The 16,122-nt window shown below is 40.1% G+C and carries 10 protein-coding genes and 1 tRNA gene; 7 read left to right on the top strand and 4 right to left on the bottom strand.

Translation table 11 applies throughout. From position 1 onward, the window contains the following. Positions 1 to 163: 163 nt before the first annotated feature. Positions 164 to 235, top strand: a tRNA-Arg gene (locus HDC90_RS12490). A gap of 208 nt (positions 236 to 443) precedes the next feature. Here the strand turns inward: HDC90_RS12490 and HDC90_RS12485 are convergent. Further along, positions 444 to 1,523, bottom strand: coding sequence for a glycoside hydrolase family 5 protein (locus HDC90_RS12485; protein WP_184466823.1), 1,080 nt, complete (start codon positions 1,521 to 1,523; stop codon positions 444 to 446). 47 nt (positions 1,524 to 1,570) lie between these two features. On the opposite strand from HDC90_RS12485, the gene HDC90_RS12480 reads away from it, so the two are divergent. From HDC90_RS12480 to HDC90_RS12455, 6 genes are all read left to right on the top strand, one after another. Then, a complete protein-coding gene (locus HDC90_RS12480; protein ID WP_184466822.1) occupies positions 1,571 to 2,920 on the top strand; it encodes a HAMP domain-containing sensor histidine kinase in 1,350 nt (449 codons plus the stop codon). Between the two features lie 21 nt (positions 2,921 to 2,941). After that, positions 2,942 to 4,939 carry a cellulose biosynthesis cyclic di-GMP-binding regulatory protein BcsB gene (locus HDC90_RS12475; RefSeq protein ID WP_184466821.1) on the top strand — a complete coding sequence of 666 codons (1,998 nt, stop codon included), beginning with the start codon at positions 2,942 to 2,944 and terminating at the stop codon, positions 4,937 to 4,939. Between the two features lie 9 nt (positions 4,940 to 4,948). Then, the gene (locus tag HDC90_RS12470; protein ID WP_184466820.1) at positions 4,949 to 5,779 is read left to right on the top strand and encodes a hypothetical protein; all 831 of its coding nucleotides are present in this window, start codon (positions 4,949 to 4,951) and stop codon (positions 5,777 to 5,779) included. A gap of 1 nt (position 5,780) precedes the next feature. Further along, the gene (locus HDC90_RS12465; RefSeq protein ID WP_184466819.1) at positions 5,781 to 7,646 is read left to right on the top strand and encodes a glycosyltransferase family 2 protein; all 1,866 of its coding nucleotides are present in this window, start codon (positions 5,781 to 5,783) and stop codon (positions 7,644 to 7,646) included. Continuing rightward, positions 7,643 to 9,214, top strand: a complete 1,572-nt coding sequence (locus HDC90_RS12460) for a hypothetical protein (protein WP_184466818.1) — start codon at positions 7,643 to 7,645, stop codon at positions 9,212 to 9,214. The genes HDC90_RS12465 and HDC90_RS12460 overlap by 4 nt, the downstream gene beginning before the upstream one ends. Before the next feature lie 339 nt (positions 9,215 to 9,553). Beyond that, positions 9,554 to 9,853 (top strand): hypothetical protein, encoded by a 300-nt coding sequence (locus HDC90_RS12455; RefSeq protein ID WP_184466817.1) that lies wholly within the window; start codon positions 9,554 to 9,556, stop codon positions 9,851 to 9,853. Positions 9,854 to 10,288: 435 nt separating this feature from the next. On the opposite strand, the gene HDC90_RS12450 is transcribed toward HDC90_RS12455, so the two are convergent. The 3 genes from HDC90_RS12450 to HDC90_RS12440 form a co-directional block, all read right to left on the bottom strand. Then, entirely contained in the window at positions 10,289 to 12,664 is a 2,376-nt protein-coding gene (locus tag HDC90_RS12450; RefSeq protein WP_255497624.1) for a glycoside hydrolase N-terminal domain-containing protein, read from the bottom strand. A gap of 165 nt (positions 12,665 to 12,829) precedes the next feature. Continuing rightward, a complete protein-coding gene (locus HDC90_RS12445; protein WP_184466815.1) occupies positions 12,830 to 14,440 on the bottom strand; it encodes a glycoside hydrolase 43 family protein in 1,611 nt (536 codons plus the stop codon). 99 nt (positions 14,441 to 14,539) lie between these two features. Next, positions 14,540 to 16,117: a DUF5013 domain-containing protein gene (locus HDC90_RS12440; protein ID WP_184466814.1), complete on the bottom strand. Its 1,578-nt coding sequence runs from the start codon at positions 16,115 to 16,117 to the stop codon at positions 14,540 to 14,542. Between the last annotated feature and the right edge of the window lie 5 nt (positions 16,118 to 16,122).

Below are 16,122 nucleotides of genomic sequence, written 5' to 3'. Positions count from 1 at the left end.
AATTTATCGCAGCAAGCTTCCATATCTTTGTATTTAACAGACTATTTTTTGCAAAAATCCGACATTCCCTATAAGTTCCTGTATCCGTTTGTATAGAAATAAGTGTATTTTTTTATTCAAAATGCAAAAAAAATAAGTTTTCAAATCCTATATTTGCAGCCTTGCTCCCGTAGTTCAATGGATAGAATTATGGTTTCCGGTACCATCGATATGAGTTCGAATCTCGTCGGGAGCACCTCACGAGACAAATCAGTTTTTACGCTGTTTGTCTCGTTTTTTATTTTATATAACTCGCTATTAATCAGATACATTAACTCAATCCTTTTCTTCAACAACCAGTTCCTTTTTAAACGGGCTTTCAATGTCTTAAAAAAGCCAACTAGTACCACCGCTAAAAAGCAAATTCGCTGTCTTATAAACTAAGTTTTAAGTATAACTTAACATTACTTTCTGAACAGCTCTAACATACAGGGGCTCAATCTGCTAATACTCGGTTTACCTTGAAAAATGGAGAAGTTTTCATCATACTCCCAGATCATCCAGGGAATAGACAGCCGATCGAGTTCGTTTTTAACAACGGTTAAATAATTGCATATGCTCTGCTCGGATGCAAATTTCCGGTATACGCCATACTCACCGCACAATATCGGTACATGGTGGGTGTCCGACCATTGCTTTATCATCAGCAATTTGTCATGTACAGCCCCAGCCTTTCCCTCATTTTGATAATTTTTATAGTTTGCCTCTCCAGCCGTACTCTTAGCAGAGGGGGCCAATGAGGGCATCTGATGTTCAAGATAAGGAAAAGGGATGCCCGTGGTAGATACCTGTTTCCCAATCCAATCAGCCCCTTGGTGGGTAAATAAAAAGGGTTCGTAAAAATGAAAGGTATATATGATATTTTTAAACGGTAAAGGGGTTATCCTGCTCAGTTCGTAAATACTGTTATAATTTGATGCACCCAAAATAATTGTTCTATCGGGCGACATCTTCCTTATACGCGCTACCAGCTTCTGAGCAACCGTGAGCCATTGTTTATCACTAATTACCGGTTCGTTCAGCAATTCAAAATAAAGGCTGTTGCAACTAATTTTTCGGTAACGTTTTTCAAGAAATGTCCAAAGTTCCAAAAGTTGTTGTGTATCGTACTGCAGATGATCTGCCCTGAGGTTGCCATAATGATTTACCAGCACCAACCTGATCCTGTATTTGATCGCTTTTCTGATTACCGCATCTATATCAGAAAGCAGTTTAGTTTTCTGTATATCGCTGCCCTGGATATAGAACTGCTGAAAAGCAATTGGCAAGCGGATAGTTTTAAGGCCTAAACTACCAATCAAGCGAAAGTCGCTATCAGTTAATTTATCAAGGTCCAATGCCTTGGGATTCCAGTATTGTTCAAGCCAGGATACATTAATACCACGCCCCAGCTGGCCAGCCTGCAAGTGAGACAAACTACGTTGTGCATAGCCGAATTTCCAAAAAGCCATCAAAAGCAATAGTATGTATTTTTTTTGTTTCAATTGTTTTTTTTTGTTATGTTTAAAAATCATCCCCTGCTACGATTAATATGCCAACCAGAACTGGTACCTCCGCCGCCATTTATGTCAGTGATGCTGTATACGAAAAGCAATTAACAAAAAAATCGACATACTACGCCAATATCATTATCTGGACGGTTATATTCTTATATCCCTTGCTTGGCATATTGGACTATATTTACGCCTACCCTATCTATCAGGCACTTTTTCTCACCAAAATCATCATAGTAGTGCTCATATATGCCGTTTACGACATTTCGATGAGGCTGGGAAAACCTGCATATTTTGCATTGCATACTACTGTTATCCTCATATCAATTAATGCTTCCATTATCTGCAATATCGTACCATTCGATATTGCACCTGTATTTTTTATGGTTTTTGCGAGTTTATCGATGCTTTTCAACCTCGCCGTTTTTTGGCATCCTGCAAACTCATTCGGTCATTTCTTCTTAGCGCTCATATTTCTGGCAGTAGGTTACCACCTCTTTAACACAGTTAGCATAGAAACCTACATTACCCAAGGGGCCGGACTGTTTATCATCACTTTTTTTTTCTCCTGTTTTATCCCGATGGCCAGGTACAGCATTATCAGAAAAAATACTTTAAACGATCTGCGTGTGAAAAATACAACGGCCAAGCTCAATCTGCTGCATGAAGAACTGATAGATAAAAACCAGCAGGTTGAAATATCAAATTCCAGGTTAACCAACTTGGTAATGCAACAGGATAGCTTTATGGCCTTTGTGCGGGAGGATATCCTGAATTTTATCGGTTCGATCAATTTATCGGCCAATGCCATGAGAGATTTTGGACACGAGCGCCAGAATTTGCATCACATAGAAACCATAAACGAAAATATAATCAGGCTGGAACAGCTTGCTGAACTTTTCCCTAATGATCATTCAGACCTATCAAGTGATATTGTACTATCTCTAAAAAAAGTCGACCTTCTTGCCAGTACCCAGGCAGTAGCCAATTGCATGATTAACAGTTTTGGGTATCCCGACATAAACTTTAGTATTGATCTGCAAAAAAAATGGCCGATGGTTCAACTTGATCAGCTTTATGCCGATCAGATCCTTTTTAACCTTTTTGCAAATTGTTTTAAGTTCTGCGACAAAAACGACTTTATCGATTGCCGGATGAAGGAAAGTAACAGCAAACTTCACCTTATCATCAACTGCATACCACCCGGCATAGAAGCAGATCGTGTGGCAAATGAATGGGAGTCTGCAGTACCAACAGCACAAAGCCTTCAACAAGGCCTTGGCCCGGGTTTTTACATTGCCAAGCTGCTTGCCGAAAAAATGGAAGGCGAACTCATTTACCACAAATACCAGACTCATACCTGTTATGTACTGGCTTTTAACTTATAATATTTTCGAATTTTGTCCCATATGAAAAAACTATTGATCCTTTTCGCACTGTCTATTTGCACCTTAGCAGGTTTTGCACAAAAATCGTTCGAATCTTACGGATTTCAATCCCAGGTGATCAGGGGAATTGAAGGACAGTATATTTATTACATCCGCGTATTACCCAACCAACAGATGGATAAAAGTACGCTTATCATCGATTTCCAGGCGTCAAAGATACTGAACACAGCAAAATCATTTATCCATATACTGATTAATGATATACCTACCCTGAGCAGCAGTTTTCAAACAGATAGTATCAACAGACTTAAAGTGCCCATACACCAAAGCAGCAAGGGTTCTTCTGATTTTTTAAAAATTACCGTCAGATCACAACTGATTATCGGCAATGATGTATGCCAGGATGATAAAAATGCTGGGTTATGGCTAAACATTTTGCCAAGCTCTACCATATACTGGGCAAAAAACAAGCAATATGGGCCTTCTGCCATAAATCTTTCCAATGCCCTTTTCAGTAAAAAAGCAATTGTTTACCCCAACAATATTTCGGCTTCCGAACTGCAGACAGTTGCATTAACCTATGCTAAACTGTTAAGGAGCACGACTGACCGCATCGACCTTTACCCGATTTCGCAGATGCCACAAGGTCTTGATAATTTTATTGCTATCGGACTGGCGCACAAGCTTAAATCAAAATTTGGTTCCAAACTTAATATCGCCCCCAAAAAAGGTCAGGGCATTCTCTATCTGAACAAAGAAACCGATACCGCAAAGGCTGGATCGCTCAGGCAGATCCTATTTGTAACCGCAGCGGACGTTGCTGGTATGAGTAAAGCTGCTGATGCACTGCTAACCCCGGGAATTTTGGAAAGTAGCTTTCAGGATATACTAAAAGTTGACAGGGCAGGTTATAAAAAATTCGAAAAAAGAAACAGGCTTAATCTTTCAGATCTTGAAGACAGTAACAATCTGATGACGGGTACGGGAAGCTTAAATCATGATTACCGATTTAAAACATCGGCATTCAGCACACTTCCGGCAGCACTAAACTGCCAGTTTGAAATCAGGTTTTCCGGCATTGGACAAAAAGACAGGGGCTATTTTAATGTTTATTTAAATGATATCCTACTTACAAGCAGACAATTGAATGAATCTGGCACATTGCAGGTAAGCGCAACAGTTAACCGCTACCAGATCAAAAAATTCAATGTACTTAGAACAGAATTTGTTTTTTATCCGGTTAATGGAGTATGTCAGGGTAATTTTCGGCATTTTATCGGACAGGTTGATGCTTCAAAATCTTATCTAGAGGTATCTGATGACCTGGAAGAAAAGCAGGCCAGTTTTTACAGTTACCCAGACGTTTTTCAACAGGAAACGGCCATATTGGTAGCAAAAAATATGCTTTCTTATGCTGTAAGAGCAATTTGTGAATTAACCTACCAATTGAACGATCATCCCAGTAATGAGATCAAATACCGCCCCGTTGTAGATTTCAGCAACAATGCGGCTAAGTATAAAGGACACAACATTATATTAATAAGTGATAGGCAGGATCAATTGCTCAATAATTTTCAGGAGATGCCATTACAGTATAAAACTGATTTTACCATTTATGGAGAACAGCCTGATAATGTGATATACAAACTTTCCTCACCAGAAGCTTCGGCAATTTCGCAGATATTCAAGGATCAGAATTACCCCATGGTGCTTTCGGTTACCGCGCAGCCAAATGATGCCGCCGCAGGGCTTTTAGAAAACAGCATCCTGGATTTAAATGAACAGTTAAACCTGCTTTCGGGAAACATACTGATCAACAGCAAAAACAGTCACTTGGTATTCAACCTCGACAGAAACAGCAACAATATTGTTTATCAGGGCGATGGCAATGGCCGTTGGCAAACGTTTTGGCTCAAATACAAATTGGTTCTGCTTGCGGGCGCACTGTTTCTGATTTTCTTGGCTTATCTATACGTCCGTTCAAAAGTAAATAAATCACAAAAAATTGTAACCCAATAACATATCGCCATGAATACCAAAGCTGTAAAATTTATTTTCGCAACAATTATCCCATTTTTCATGGTACAGTATGCCGTGGCAAGTGGTTTTCCGATGCGAAAGGGCAAAGCGCTACTTGCTCCTTATTTAAGTTATTTTGTGGCCAACCAATACCGCGACCTTAACGGGCAGAAGTACAGTTATGCCAATGGCGGAAAATACAGTTCTTTCACTTTTCAGCTTTATCTGGAATACGGTATTACCGACCACCTCGATCTGGTGGCAAAACTTCCGTTAACTTCTGCGCAGTTTAAAGATAATATACAGCGAAACAGCAATACGGCACTTTCGGATATGGAAATAGGGTTAAAATACAACCTTTTGGAATTTAACCAAAAAAAGTATTTTCTTTCGGCACAAGCACTGGCAGCAATTCCGCTGTATGGCAAAAATGGCAATCCAAGCACGGGTTATGGCCAGTTTGGTTCGGAACTTAAACTACTTTTTAGCGGGAGCACTCAGGCAGCTTATTTTAATGTAGAGGCTGGTTACAGGCAATATTTCGGTAATACATTCGGCAATGTAGGGCAGCTGAGCTACATTGTAACATCAGGATTACATCTAGGCAAGAACAATCAGCTTATGGGGGAGATAAACGGCATCAGTTCGTTAAGATCTAACCAGTTTAATCCCGAAAATCCTGCTTCGAATACTGAATTTACCTTTATAAAAGCCAATATCAGCTTCGGACAGCGCATTACTGGTGAAAACTGGATATATGCAGGCCTTTTCCACGATATATTCAATAGAAACTCAGGCATTGGTCAGGGTGTTACCGTTACCGGGATTATACGCTTTTAAAATGGGCAAAAAACAACAGCGTTATATTATAGGAATACTGTCTGATCGTGGTTATATAACGCAAGATGATGTGGTGCGGATTGCTTCATTTGGGGAAACCAGCGGATTATCGCTGGTGAAGATCCTGCTTAATTTTGGATATATTAGCCGAAAGGATTACCAAAAATGCCTATTGGAAGAGGGCTACGATTTTAAAGATGTACGGTTAGAAGAAACTGACCTGGAGGTAATGATGTGGATGGACCTGAAAACGGTTGACCGCGACCTGATCCTGCCGTTGCGAATAGAAGATGGTTACCTGGTTGTTGCTGTTGCTGATCCTACTGCAACAGCAGATCTTCTTTTGCTTGAGGAAAAATATGGCTGCCCCGTAAAAGTACTACTTACCTCCGATCTGGATATCCTTTGGCTCGGACATAAGCTACTGGGCGAAAAGTACGTTAAAAAAGCGGTATTTGAACTGCTCAACAGGGATCCGGAAAGTTCAGCACTTGTTACCTTTACCAAAACCCAGCTTATTATTATCTTTTCAGTTATTGCACTGGTTACCGCTTCCCTCTTTCTCAGTTTTATCAACACCACTATAATCATCAACATATTGATGAGCAGTTTTTTTTTAGTAGCCATTTCTTTTAAGCTGTTTCTTGCCCTTACCGGCTCAAAGCTCGAACTTTTTCAGGCAGTGAGCAAAAAAGAGCTAAAAAAGGTAAAATCGAAAGACCTGCCTGTTTTTACCATTCAGTTACCTGTTTATAGAGAAGATAAGCTGATCAAAAAACTGATCTGGAACCTACAGTCGTTGGATTACCCCAGAGAAAAACTTGATATTAAACTCCTGATAGAAGAAGATGACGACAAAACATTAAATGCAGTAAGAGATCTTGATTTTCCGGCTATTTTCGAAGTGGTTGTAATTCCTTTCCACATGCCAAAAACAAAGCCGAAAGCCTGTAACTATGGCCTGTATTTTTCGCGTGGGGAATACCTTACGATATATGATGCAGAAGATGTACCAGACCAGGATCAGCTCAGAAAAGTGGTGGTCATGTTTAACAAGTTGCCCAAAAACTACATCTGTATACAGTGTGCACTGAATTATTTTAACAGGAATGAGAATTTTCTTACACGGATGTTTACCCTCGAATATTCGTACTGGTTCGATTATATGCTACCTGGCCTAAGCACCCTTGATATTCCCGTTCCATTAGGCGGTACCAGTAACCACTTTAAGTTTGCCAGCCTGATGGAACTGGGCGGTTGGGACCCTTTTAACGTTACCGAAGATGCCGACCTTGGCATAAGGGCTTTTGCAAAAGGCTATAAGATTGCACTAGTAAATTCCACAACTTATGAGGAAGCCAACAACGAACCTTTCAACTGGATTAGGCAACGTTCCAGGTGGATAAAAGGTTATATGCAAACTTACCTAGTGCATATGCGCAACCCTTCAAAACTGATAGAAAAAATAGGTTGGAAAGGCTTTTTAGGTTTTAATTTTTTTATCGGCGCAACACCTGTTACTTTCCTTATCTATCCGCTGCTGCTCCTGCTTTTTATCTGCTACCTGATCTTCGATCTTGATGATATCCGTACCATATTTCCTGATTGGGTACTTTATATTTCGATATTTAACCTGGCCATAGGTAACATACTTATTATCTATGTTAACATGATCGCTGTTTTCAAACGGAGGTATTATGAACTCATCCTGTTCTCTATTCTTAACCCATTTTACTGGTTAATGCACTCCATTGCTGCTTATAAAGGACTTTGGCAACTGATTACCAAACCTTTTTATTGGGAAAAAACAGATCATGGCCTAAGCAAGGTGCAGATGAACAGGGACACCAAATCGGAGATCATATGAGCGCAAAATCCAATAAATCCCTATACCTGATATCGTTCTTATTGTTCGGATATTATATTTATATCGCTTATCTGCTTTATTCAGGGGGCGTGCATAGTAATGAAGCGCTTTTTTTTACCGAAAAATCTGCTCTTCTGCACGAAGGCGATGTGGATGAGATCAAGCTCGCCGGGCTTACTTTTCCTCAGTTGCCTTTCATTTTTTCTTGGTTTTTCTCTTTTCTGGGTATGCGGTTTTCTCCGGTTCTAGCCTCAGCCTTAGGCACTTCAGCGCTTTTCTTCATTATTGCAAGTTCGATCAGCGCGCACCAGTACCGAAACTGGTTGTTTTTGGGCATACTCATTACTTTTATGTTGCACCCTGCGTTCATTTTTTTTGCCGTATCGGGAAAAAGTTCGTACATGGTGCTCATCTTCTTCTATCTTTTTGTAATGAGCATTTTCAGGTATTTCCGCACCAATACATCTTACCATATTTCGGTAGCCAGTATCTATTTCACACTGCTTATTTTCTGTTCGTTCAAGTTTTCGTGGCTAATGCTGTTTATTCTTCCCATTATTTTTTTTGTAGCCCTTCAATCTATGACAGTTGCAAAAAACGACCCAATGGACAAGATCGCAATCGCATTCAATACCGAATCGATAAGGCGTAAACTGGCCAATAAAACCCTGGCTGTATACCTCATCATATTTGCTCTTCCGATAACCGCGATATTGATTTTCAGGATGCTGAACCAGACCTACACCGGAGATGCAGATTATTATTTAAACAGTCCTTATGCAAATTATAGCGCAATTACAGATCAGACAGATAGCCTTAATAATTTAGCAGATAATAAATTGGAGCGTATATTTCCTGAGGTGCATTTTTTGGTAACGGTAAGAATATTGATGTTTGCGCCCCTGCTACTGCTCTGCCTGGGTATTTTCAAGAGCATCAACCGCAACATCTTTATGGTTTTTTCCCTTTTCTTTTTTATGGAATTCTTAAAGATAAAATATCCCAGTGTTTATATCCCCATTCATTTTTACGCGGCCTTTATATGCCTTTGTTGGGCCGTTATAGCAAACGCAAAAAGTACCAGAACACTTAGGTTCAGTAAACATTTTTATCTCTCGATTATCATTTTGCAGCTTGTTACCGCTTACTTTACAATGAATTCAAGTCCAGTGCCCGAAGAAAAAAAATACCAGGCTGCACTTGTGTCCATAATGATGCGAAAACCGCTTGAGAGAGACGATGATGAAAAACTATCCAGCTATATCAAAAGGATCAGCGCCGATGATGGCATACTTGCAGATGATGCCAATGCCTACCAGATCATAGCATTAACGGGATCAGCCAAAATTTTTCTGACTCCAGGAGAAAATAGATTTTTGGCCGCACTTGCTCAGCCAGTAAACCATGTATCATACCTATTGGCTACCAAAAAAGAAAGCCAATACGATTCCTTTGGACTACTGAACACCAATATGGTACAAACATTACGTTCAAAAGGAATTTCGCTGCAGCCGGTCTGCTCCAATAAAAACTGGATATTGTGGAGTATCAAAAACAAGAAAAAATAACAATTCCTGCACCTTTCCTTAACAAAAGCTAAAAGTAGCGACACTTGTTGGCATGCGGTTCTTTTTCGGTCATTCTGATCATTCGCAGGGACAATAATGATCTCTCGTTATTTCTTCCCTGCCCCTCGCTTGACATGATTATTCTTTTAAGCGTTCTATCTTTGTTATACGCATTTTATAAATTTCGGCATTACTAGCATCTTATAACCGTTCGTATCCTACCGCACCCGCCGCGTTTCCTTTTTTACCAATATTTTTTAGTGGCCCTAGTTAATTCTTATTAAAAATTGTTGCGAAATTTTGTGTAATTTGTTTTTTCTTCATATTCAAGCAAAAAATATGGCAAAAATCTTTTTGGTTGCAATGCTATTGGTGATAACATTGGGCTGTAAAAAAAATGGTGATGATGATATAACACCTTACCGTTGGAAGAGGGATCTTTACAGAGCACGGGTTCAAAGTGAAAGTCCTGCAGTTTTTAATTCCAAAGATCCAAATGTCTCCTTAAATAAAGATGCTATCTTTTTAAGCACCAGCTATGTTACTTTAACAGCGCACCGAAAAAACATACAACAAGATAGCATTTATAATGCCAGTGGAAGAACACAAATCTATAAGTATGAAAAAGTTGATAATTAATTTTTCTTTAATGATTTATAAATATAAAAATTAATCACATCATATCTGGGCCAATTAGCTACTGGCTTACAGAAAAATTTCAATAGCTTATGAAATTAGCGTAGGTGGGGTCAATCAAATTGGTTTACGCAATCAAAAAGGACAACCATCGTTTCGTTGATATAAACTTTTTCCCTAACGTTTTTTTCGTCCAGACTGGCACAATCGTCAGGAGGAGTTGTTCCTGATGATTGTGCCAGTAAATCTTTTAAACCGAGAAAAAAATATTCCTATGAATATATATCTTTTATATAAAGTTATAAAAGACACGAATTGAAAAAGTTACAGATTTCAAGTTGCTTAGGGATTGATTATAAATTACATTTTAGCCTACAAAGTGAAAATTTTATCCATTGATTACCTGACTGTTAACACTTTCACCAGATTTTTCCATATTTAGCCTCTTATTTTATAAACCTTTCCTTTAGTGGTTAAAAACGTTGTGAGGTATCCATTTGCAGATTTTACAACTTTGGTTTTAACTCCTTCTACCTGAATCTGGTTGCTGGTTCTGATTACACAATTACCGCCATTTCCGGACTTAATTAATGCCGACTTTAATTTACCTGCATCCCATTCCATATCAACTGTAAAAGCACCTCTGGCCTTTAGCCCTGATATGCTTCCACTTGCCCATGATGTTGGAAGTGCCGGCAAAAGATGCAACTCATCGAGTTGGCTTTGCAGGAGCATTTCTGTCATCCCGGATGTTGCACCAAAATTTCCATCGATTTGAAATGGAGGATGGGCATCAAAAAGGTTCGGATATAAACCACCTCCTTTTGAGACACTTAAATCGCGCATTAAATCACGAACCAGTTTATAAGCATGGTCACCATCAAGTAAACGGGCCCAGAAATTGATTTTCCAGGCAAGGCTCCAACCGGTTCCTTCATCTCCGCGTAATTCCAGTGTTTTTTTACTGGCTGCAGCGATATCAGCATTGATTAATGGAGATATTTCACGTCCGGGATGTAAGCCATAAAGATGACTTACATGGCGGTGATGCGGTTCTACATCTTTCCAATCTTTATACCACTCCTGTAAATTACCTTCCTTACCGATGTGAAGCGGGTATAGTTTCGCTAATTTTGCTTTGAGCAGCTTTCTGAATTCGTTATCAATTTTTAATGCTTCGGAAGCTTCTATACAATTGCGGAAATGGTCGCGAACGATCGACATATCCATGGTTGTAGCGATAGAGGTATTTGCTTTTTTCCCTTTATCGTCGTAATATTCGTTTTCGGGCGAGAAAGAAGGCGCCGTAACCAGGTATCCATTTTTATATTCTACCAAATAATCTACTAAAAATTCTGCTGCACCTTTCATCACCGGATAAGCCTTTTTCAAAAAGTCTTTATCCTGGGTAAACCGATAATGTTCATATAAATGGCGGCTTAGCCAAGGGGCGGCCATATACCAGTTTGCCCATTTAGGATCACCTTTTCCTAAATTCCCTACCGGGTTACTTAAAGCCCAGATATCGCTGTTATGATGGGCAACCCAGCCTTTCATGTGATAAAAATCTTTCGCTGTATCTTTACCCGTAACAGCTAAATTGTTGATGAATGCAAACAAGGGGTATTCCATTTCTTCCAAGTTACTGATGGCAGCAGGCCAATAGTTCATTTGGGTGTTAATGTTGATGGTATAATTTGAGCTCCATGGTGGTCTCATGGAAGCATTCCAAATCCCCTGAAGATTAGCTGGTGGCCCACCAGGTCGCGAAGAACTGATCAGCAGGTATCTTCCGTATTGGTACAAAAGTGTTTCAAATGCCGGGTCGGCTATACCTTTACTAAATTCTATAAGGCGTTCATTGGTTGGAAGCTTCGCATTCGAATGATCAGTTGCTGTACCCAACTTAAATTTAACGCGGTTAAAATAACGCGAATAATCGGCTACATGCTCAGTATACAGCTCCTTCCATGGGCGCTTAATCACTGCCGTAAGATTATTACCGCAAATTTTTATCTCATCTTTACCTTCGCTTACGGGACACTTATCAAAACCGTTAAAACTGGTGGCAGCACAAATAAACAACAATACTTCGTCGGCATTTGAAACCTTTACACCAGTAGTATCTGACTTAACGCTCCCTCCTTTCAAAACAGCTCTAAGCTGCATGGCTACCCGCATACCACGGCAATCTGCATCGTCATAGCTTATTGGCTTCGGGTTATAGTTCACGTAATTAGGATCAACCTGCGATGGAGCTTTTCCTTTAAAAATAATCCCATTGTTCCCATCTGCAGTTATAGCCCCTTTAAGCTGACTACTTACACTAGCAAAAAAACTGATCATGCCGGGCTTATCCGCACTTAAGCGAATAACAATAGCTTTACCCGGAGCTGTAGCTATAACCTCACGTTTGTAAGCCACTCCGTTTGCCTTGAAATTAACAGAAGCCAGACTTTCATCAATAGACAGGTCTCTTACATAACCTTCAAACTGACCGGGGCCAATATCTTGCTTCAACTTAAGGTCAGCCAAGGGCAGGTACGATTGAGAATAAACGCCCTGCATTTTCCTGATCTCGGTATTTGCCTCCTGGTAATTCTCATTTTTTAAAAGCAACTCCCGGGTGCGCGTCAGGTATTCGGGTGCTTTGGGGTTTACATTTGCTTTTACCGGACCGCCACTCCATAAAGTTGCCTCGTTAAGCTGGAGCAATTCATTTGAGGGATCGCCGTAAATCATGGCGCCCAACATTCCATTTCCAACGGGCAAAGCCTCAGTCCATTTTTTTGCAGGTGTATTATACCAGAGCAAGTCATTTTTCTGCCCAAAGCATCTTATGCATAAATTGGAAAAAATTGTCAGGAAAAATAAAAAACGAATCATTGATTAATATTTGTGTGTTTAATTTTAAAAATGGGTGGGATAGTGCTTGTATTCTCCTAATTTGAATGACCAATAGCCATAAATACCTACCCTTTATTTAGAATATTTGTAATTAAAGTAATCTATATCCACAAAGCCTTTCTCTGCGAGTTTATTATAATTGAAGATGCCGATTCTGTCGCCCCTGTAACTTCCCCAGGTTAACTGGGTAGCATTGCCAATCGGCAAAAATGCTTTCCCATCTAAACTATAAAAGTAATGGTTTTGGCCCTGGTAATCCCAGGTCGATCTCAGCCAAACTATATTTTCTTTTATTTTTATTCCAGGCGATTCCTGCCCATCTGCATGGTACACCATCAGTCTCTCCTCACCTTGCTGTTTAATACCCAGCATACTCAAAGATGTTGTAGAAAAGTGCGTCAGGCCTGCAAACTGTCCGTCGGCCATTCCACTGATATCCAGTTTAACAGTAGCCTCATTAGCCCTGGTGCGCATACTCCGTTGCGTAATGGTATTACCGGCCCTTAATAATATTTTTTTCGGATCTTCAGGTTTTATAGGTTGAAAAGCCTTAAGGCGAAGAAAGCCTTTTCTTTCAGAAAGCGACCACTTGTCAGTTCTGGGTTGGTAGTTCCACTCCCATTGCGGGCGTAGCACCACTGATGAAAAATCGTCGTCTGTTTGGATCTTTATATTTGGATTAAGGGGAATCGGGGCTTTTCCAGACCATACCATGTTCCCAATATTATCTTCGCCAACCTTACCGATTATAGGCCAGCCATCTACCCATGTTACTGGAAGTAAACTTGCTGCCCTTCCTTCCCAATCGCCAGAGCCATGATGCGTAAAAAACCACCATTGTCCATTTTTCAATTGCATTAATCCGCCCTGGTTAGGCTCCCTGTCGGTATGCTTATTTACGTGGTTCAACTGTTTGATTTCCCACGGACCAGTAATATTCCGCGATCTTTCCATCATCATTACACGGCCTTCGGCTTTCACTTCACTAAAAAAATGGTAGTATAGCCCATTGATCTTATACAATTTATTTGCCTCACTACCAGACGATTGATGAATAATAGTATCCGTATCCATACGCAGGCTCTTGCCATCCTGAGCCATCTTAAAGAGGTGAATATTATACTTTTTATTGGTCTTAGGATCCAGTTTAAAGTTTGTGGCGATAAAATAAAGCTGTCCGTCATCATCGCAAAAAGAAGAACAATCGTCCCATCCCGATACATTCCAAACCTGATGCAATGGTTCCCAGGGCCCTTTTGCATCAGTTGCCGAACTCATAAAAAATCCATCGTCAGGGCTGCCGAAATAGACCCAAAACTTATTTTTATAATACCGGATAGACCCTGCCCAGATCCCCCTGCCATAACTGTTCATCTTCGTCCAGTTTAAATTAGGGCTAATCTTGGTAAGATCAGCTACCACATGCCCTGCAATTTCCCAGTTCACCAGATCTTTAGAATGTAAAACGACCATTCCGGGCGAAAACTGCATGGTTGACGATATGGCATAAAAATCATCGCCAACACGGATAGCATCTAAATCACTGTAATCGGAAGGTATAACTGGGTTGTAAAAAGTACCATCTTTTTGCGCACCCCAGCTTTCCGTTTTCTGACCGAAAACAGTGGCACTGAGTGTAACAAGCAAAAAAATCTGACATAAAAAATTAAGTGTAAATTTCATAAATAAAGGTGATCAAGGATGCTTTAAACTCATCTGATTTTAAAGGCTTTAACTAAGTTACCATTTTGACTTCCAATTCAAGGATATTTCTAATAAACACTAAGGATTTAACGTACGCGTTAGTGTTACCCCCGATATATTAACGGCCTGGTTACCGGAAAGCGTAGCAACAAAGCCCATTGATACGGTAGCTGCGGCATTCAGCGTGAAGGTAAATGATTTGCTTCCTGATCCATTTATAGCCACCCTGCCTACAAAGTTTGCAGGAGTTGTTGGGGCAGCAATATCGGGTATGTTTGTGCCAATTGCAGCAACACTATATGCACCTTTGGTATTATCGGTTGTTACACCGCCGCGTACATTTGCATCAAGTTTGTAAGTACCTGCAGGTAACAAAACGGTTTGATAGATCTTGCCATTTGTAATATTGGGCGCAGTAGGAGAACCTCCCGGCTTTCCGGCATCAGCAGCAGCATACCCAGATTCGAAAGCAATCTGGGTACTGTTGTTATTATCAAATGAGCCATACGAACCATTCAGTTGATTTGTCGGGCTGTAAGATTGATGGGTATTTCCCTGCGAATTAAATAGCCAGCCCGCCAGCACACCCCATCTGCCCTGATTTGGGTCTATTGTGCTGGTTTTAAACGGCTGTGAGGTATTTTTCAGCACTTTTGTGATATCCGAGAATATACGCAGGGGATCTATTAAGTAAACCAATGTGCTTTTTGCTGCGTTAACCTGGTATTTTTCGGGATTAGACAAGGTAAATGCCACTGCAACCTTTGATGGAAACCTGGCAAAAATACTATCAATGTTAACCCTCATTTCAACAACGGCCGAACTCTTATAATCGCCCAGATCAACATCAGTAAGATCAAATGCGGCATTTGTAAGAATAGCGGTACCTGCAGGGAGCAGTCCTTTAGCCATCAATTTTTTTAGGGTATCGGCATTATAGGCAATTGATGTTCTAAAGCCCCTGGAAGCTTTTCCACCTAAATCTACCCGGGCTTTTATCGAGAAACCAGTATTATCAAAGCTTATATTATTAGCAGCCAGATTAGGAAAAGTGAGTTGCGTTACTACCTGGTTTGGGTTGGTTGCCGCAGCAGTAAACGATAAAAAATGTAACTCGTCCATTTTAGCTATATCTGCAGTATTTAATGTAAAAACCACAGATTTTTTATTTTCATCCAATTTTTGCGATTTAGACGGACTAGTAAGCGTTATGGCAAAAACCAGGTTTTTACCATAATTCCGCTCGATAGCACTTGCAGAAACAGCTACATTAAAAGTTACACTCTTTGTACCAAACCTCACTTCAACAGATTGAGGCATTGAAAAATCGGGGAAATTGATTACTGCAGCATTGGCCACCGTTTGCGAAATTGCCAGCTGTGGTTCAGGCTGAAGATTAACCGTGAAGGTAGAATTTGCAGGGTTTTCCAATGCTATCCGAACTGGAAAAACAATTCTGTCGTCACCTTTTGTTACATCGCCAACATTCACGGCATTAACCAGCGATGGATAGTCGAATCTAAGCACTCCGGGAGAGGAATTCACCTCGTCTACAAAGCCTTCCCTTTTACAAGAGTACAGAAAAGTAAGCGTCAGTACGAAAAGAAAACAAATGCCGGTAACCAGTTGAGTATTGTATCTATATAAAGTTTTCATATCGA

The sequence above is a fragment of the Pedobacter sp. AK013 genome (assembly GCF_014205835.1).
In the GTDB taxonomy this organism is placed as follows: Bacteria; Bacteroidota; Bacteroidia; order Sphingobacteriales; family Sphingobacteriaceae; genus Pedobacter.
The sequence above is the reverse complement of the archived record's forward strand: the minus strand, read 5'-3'. Positions and strand labels throughout refer to the sequence as shown.

Excerpts from the sequence above, each read along its gene's own strand:
- HDC90_RS12470 (WP_184466820.1), top strand. The coding sequence starts at position 4,949 with ATGAATACCAAAGCTGTAAAATTTATTTTCGCAACAATTATCCCATTT.
- HDC90_RS12455 (WP_184466817.1), top strand. The coding sequence starts at position 9,554 with ATGGCAAAAATCTTTTTGGTTGCAATGCTATTGGTGATAACATTGGGC.
- HDC90_RS12440 (WP_184466814.1), bottom strand. The coding sequence starts at position 16,117 with ATGAAAACTTTATATAGATACAATACTCAACTGGTTACCGGCATTTGT.
- HDC90_RS12465 (WP_184466819.1), top strand. The coding sequence starts at position 5,781 with ATGGGCAAAAAACAACAGCGTTATATTATAGGAATACTGTCTGATCGT.
- HDC90_RS12445 (WP_184466815.1), bottom strand. The coding sequence starts at position 14,440 with ATGAAATTTACACTTAATTTTTTATGTCAGATTTTTTTGCTTGTTACA.
- HDC90_RS12475 (WP_184466821.1), top strand. The coding sequence starts at position 2,942 with ATGAAAAAACTATTGATCCTTTTCGCACTGTCTATTTGCACCTTAGCA.
- HDC90_RS12480 (WP_184466822.1), top strand. The coding sequence starts at position 1,571 with ATGCCAACCAGAACTGGTACCTCCGCCGCCATTTATGTCAGTGATGCT.
- HDC90_RS12460 (WP_184466818.1), top strand. The coding sequence starts at position 7,643 with ATGAGCGCAAAATCCAATAAATCCCTATACCTGATATCGTTCTTATTG.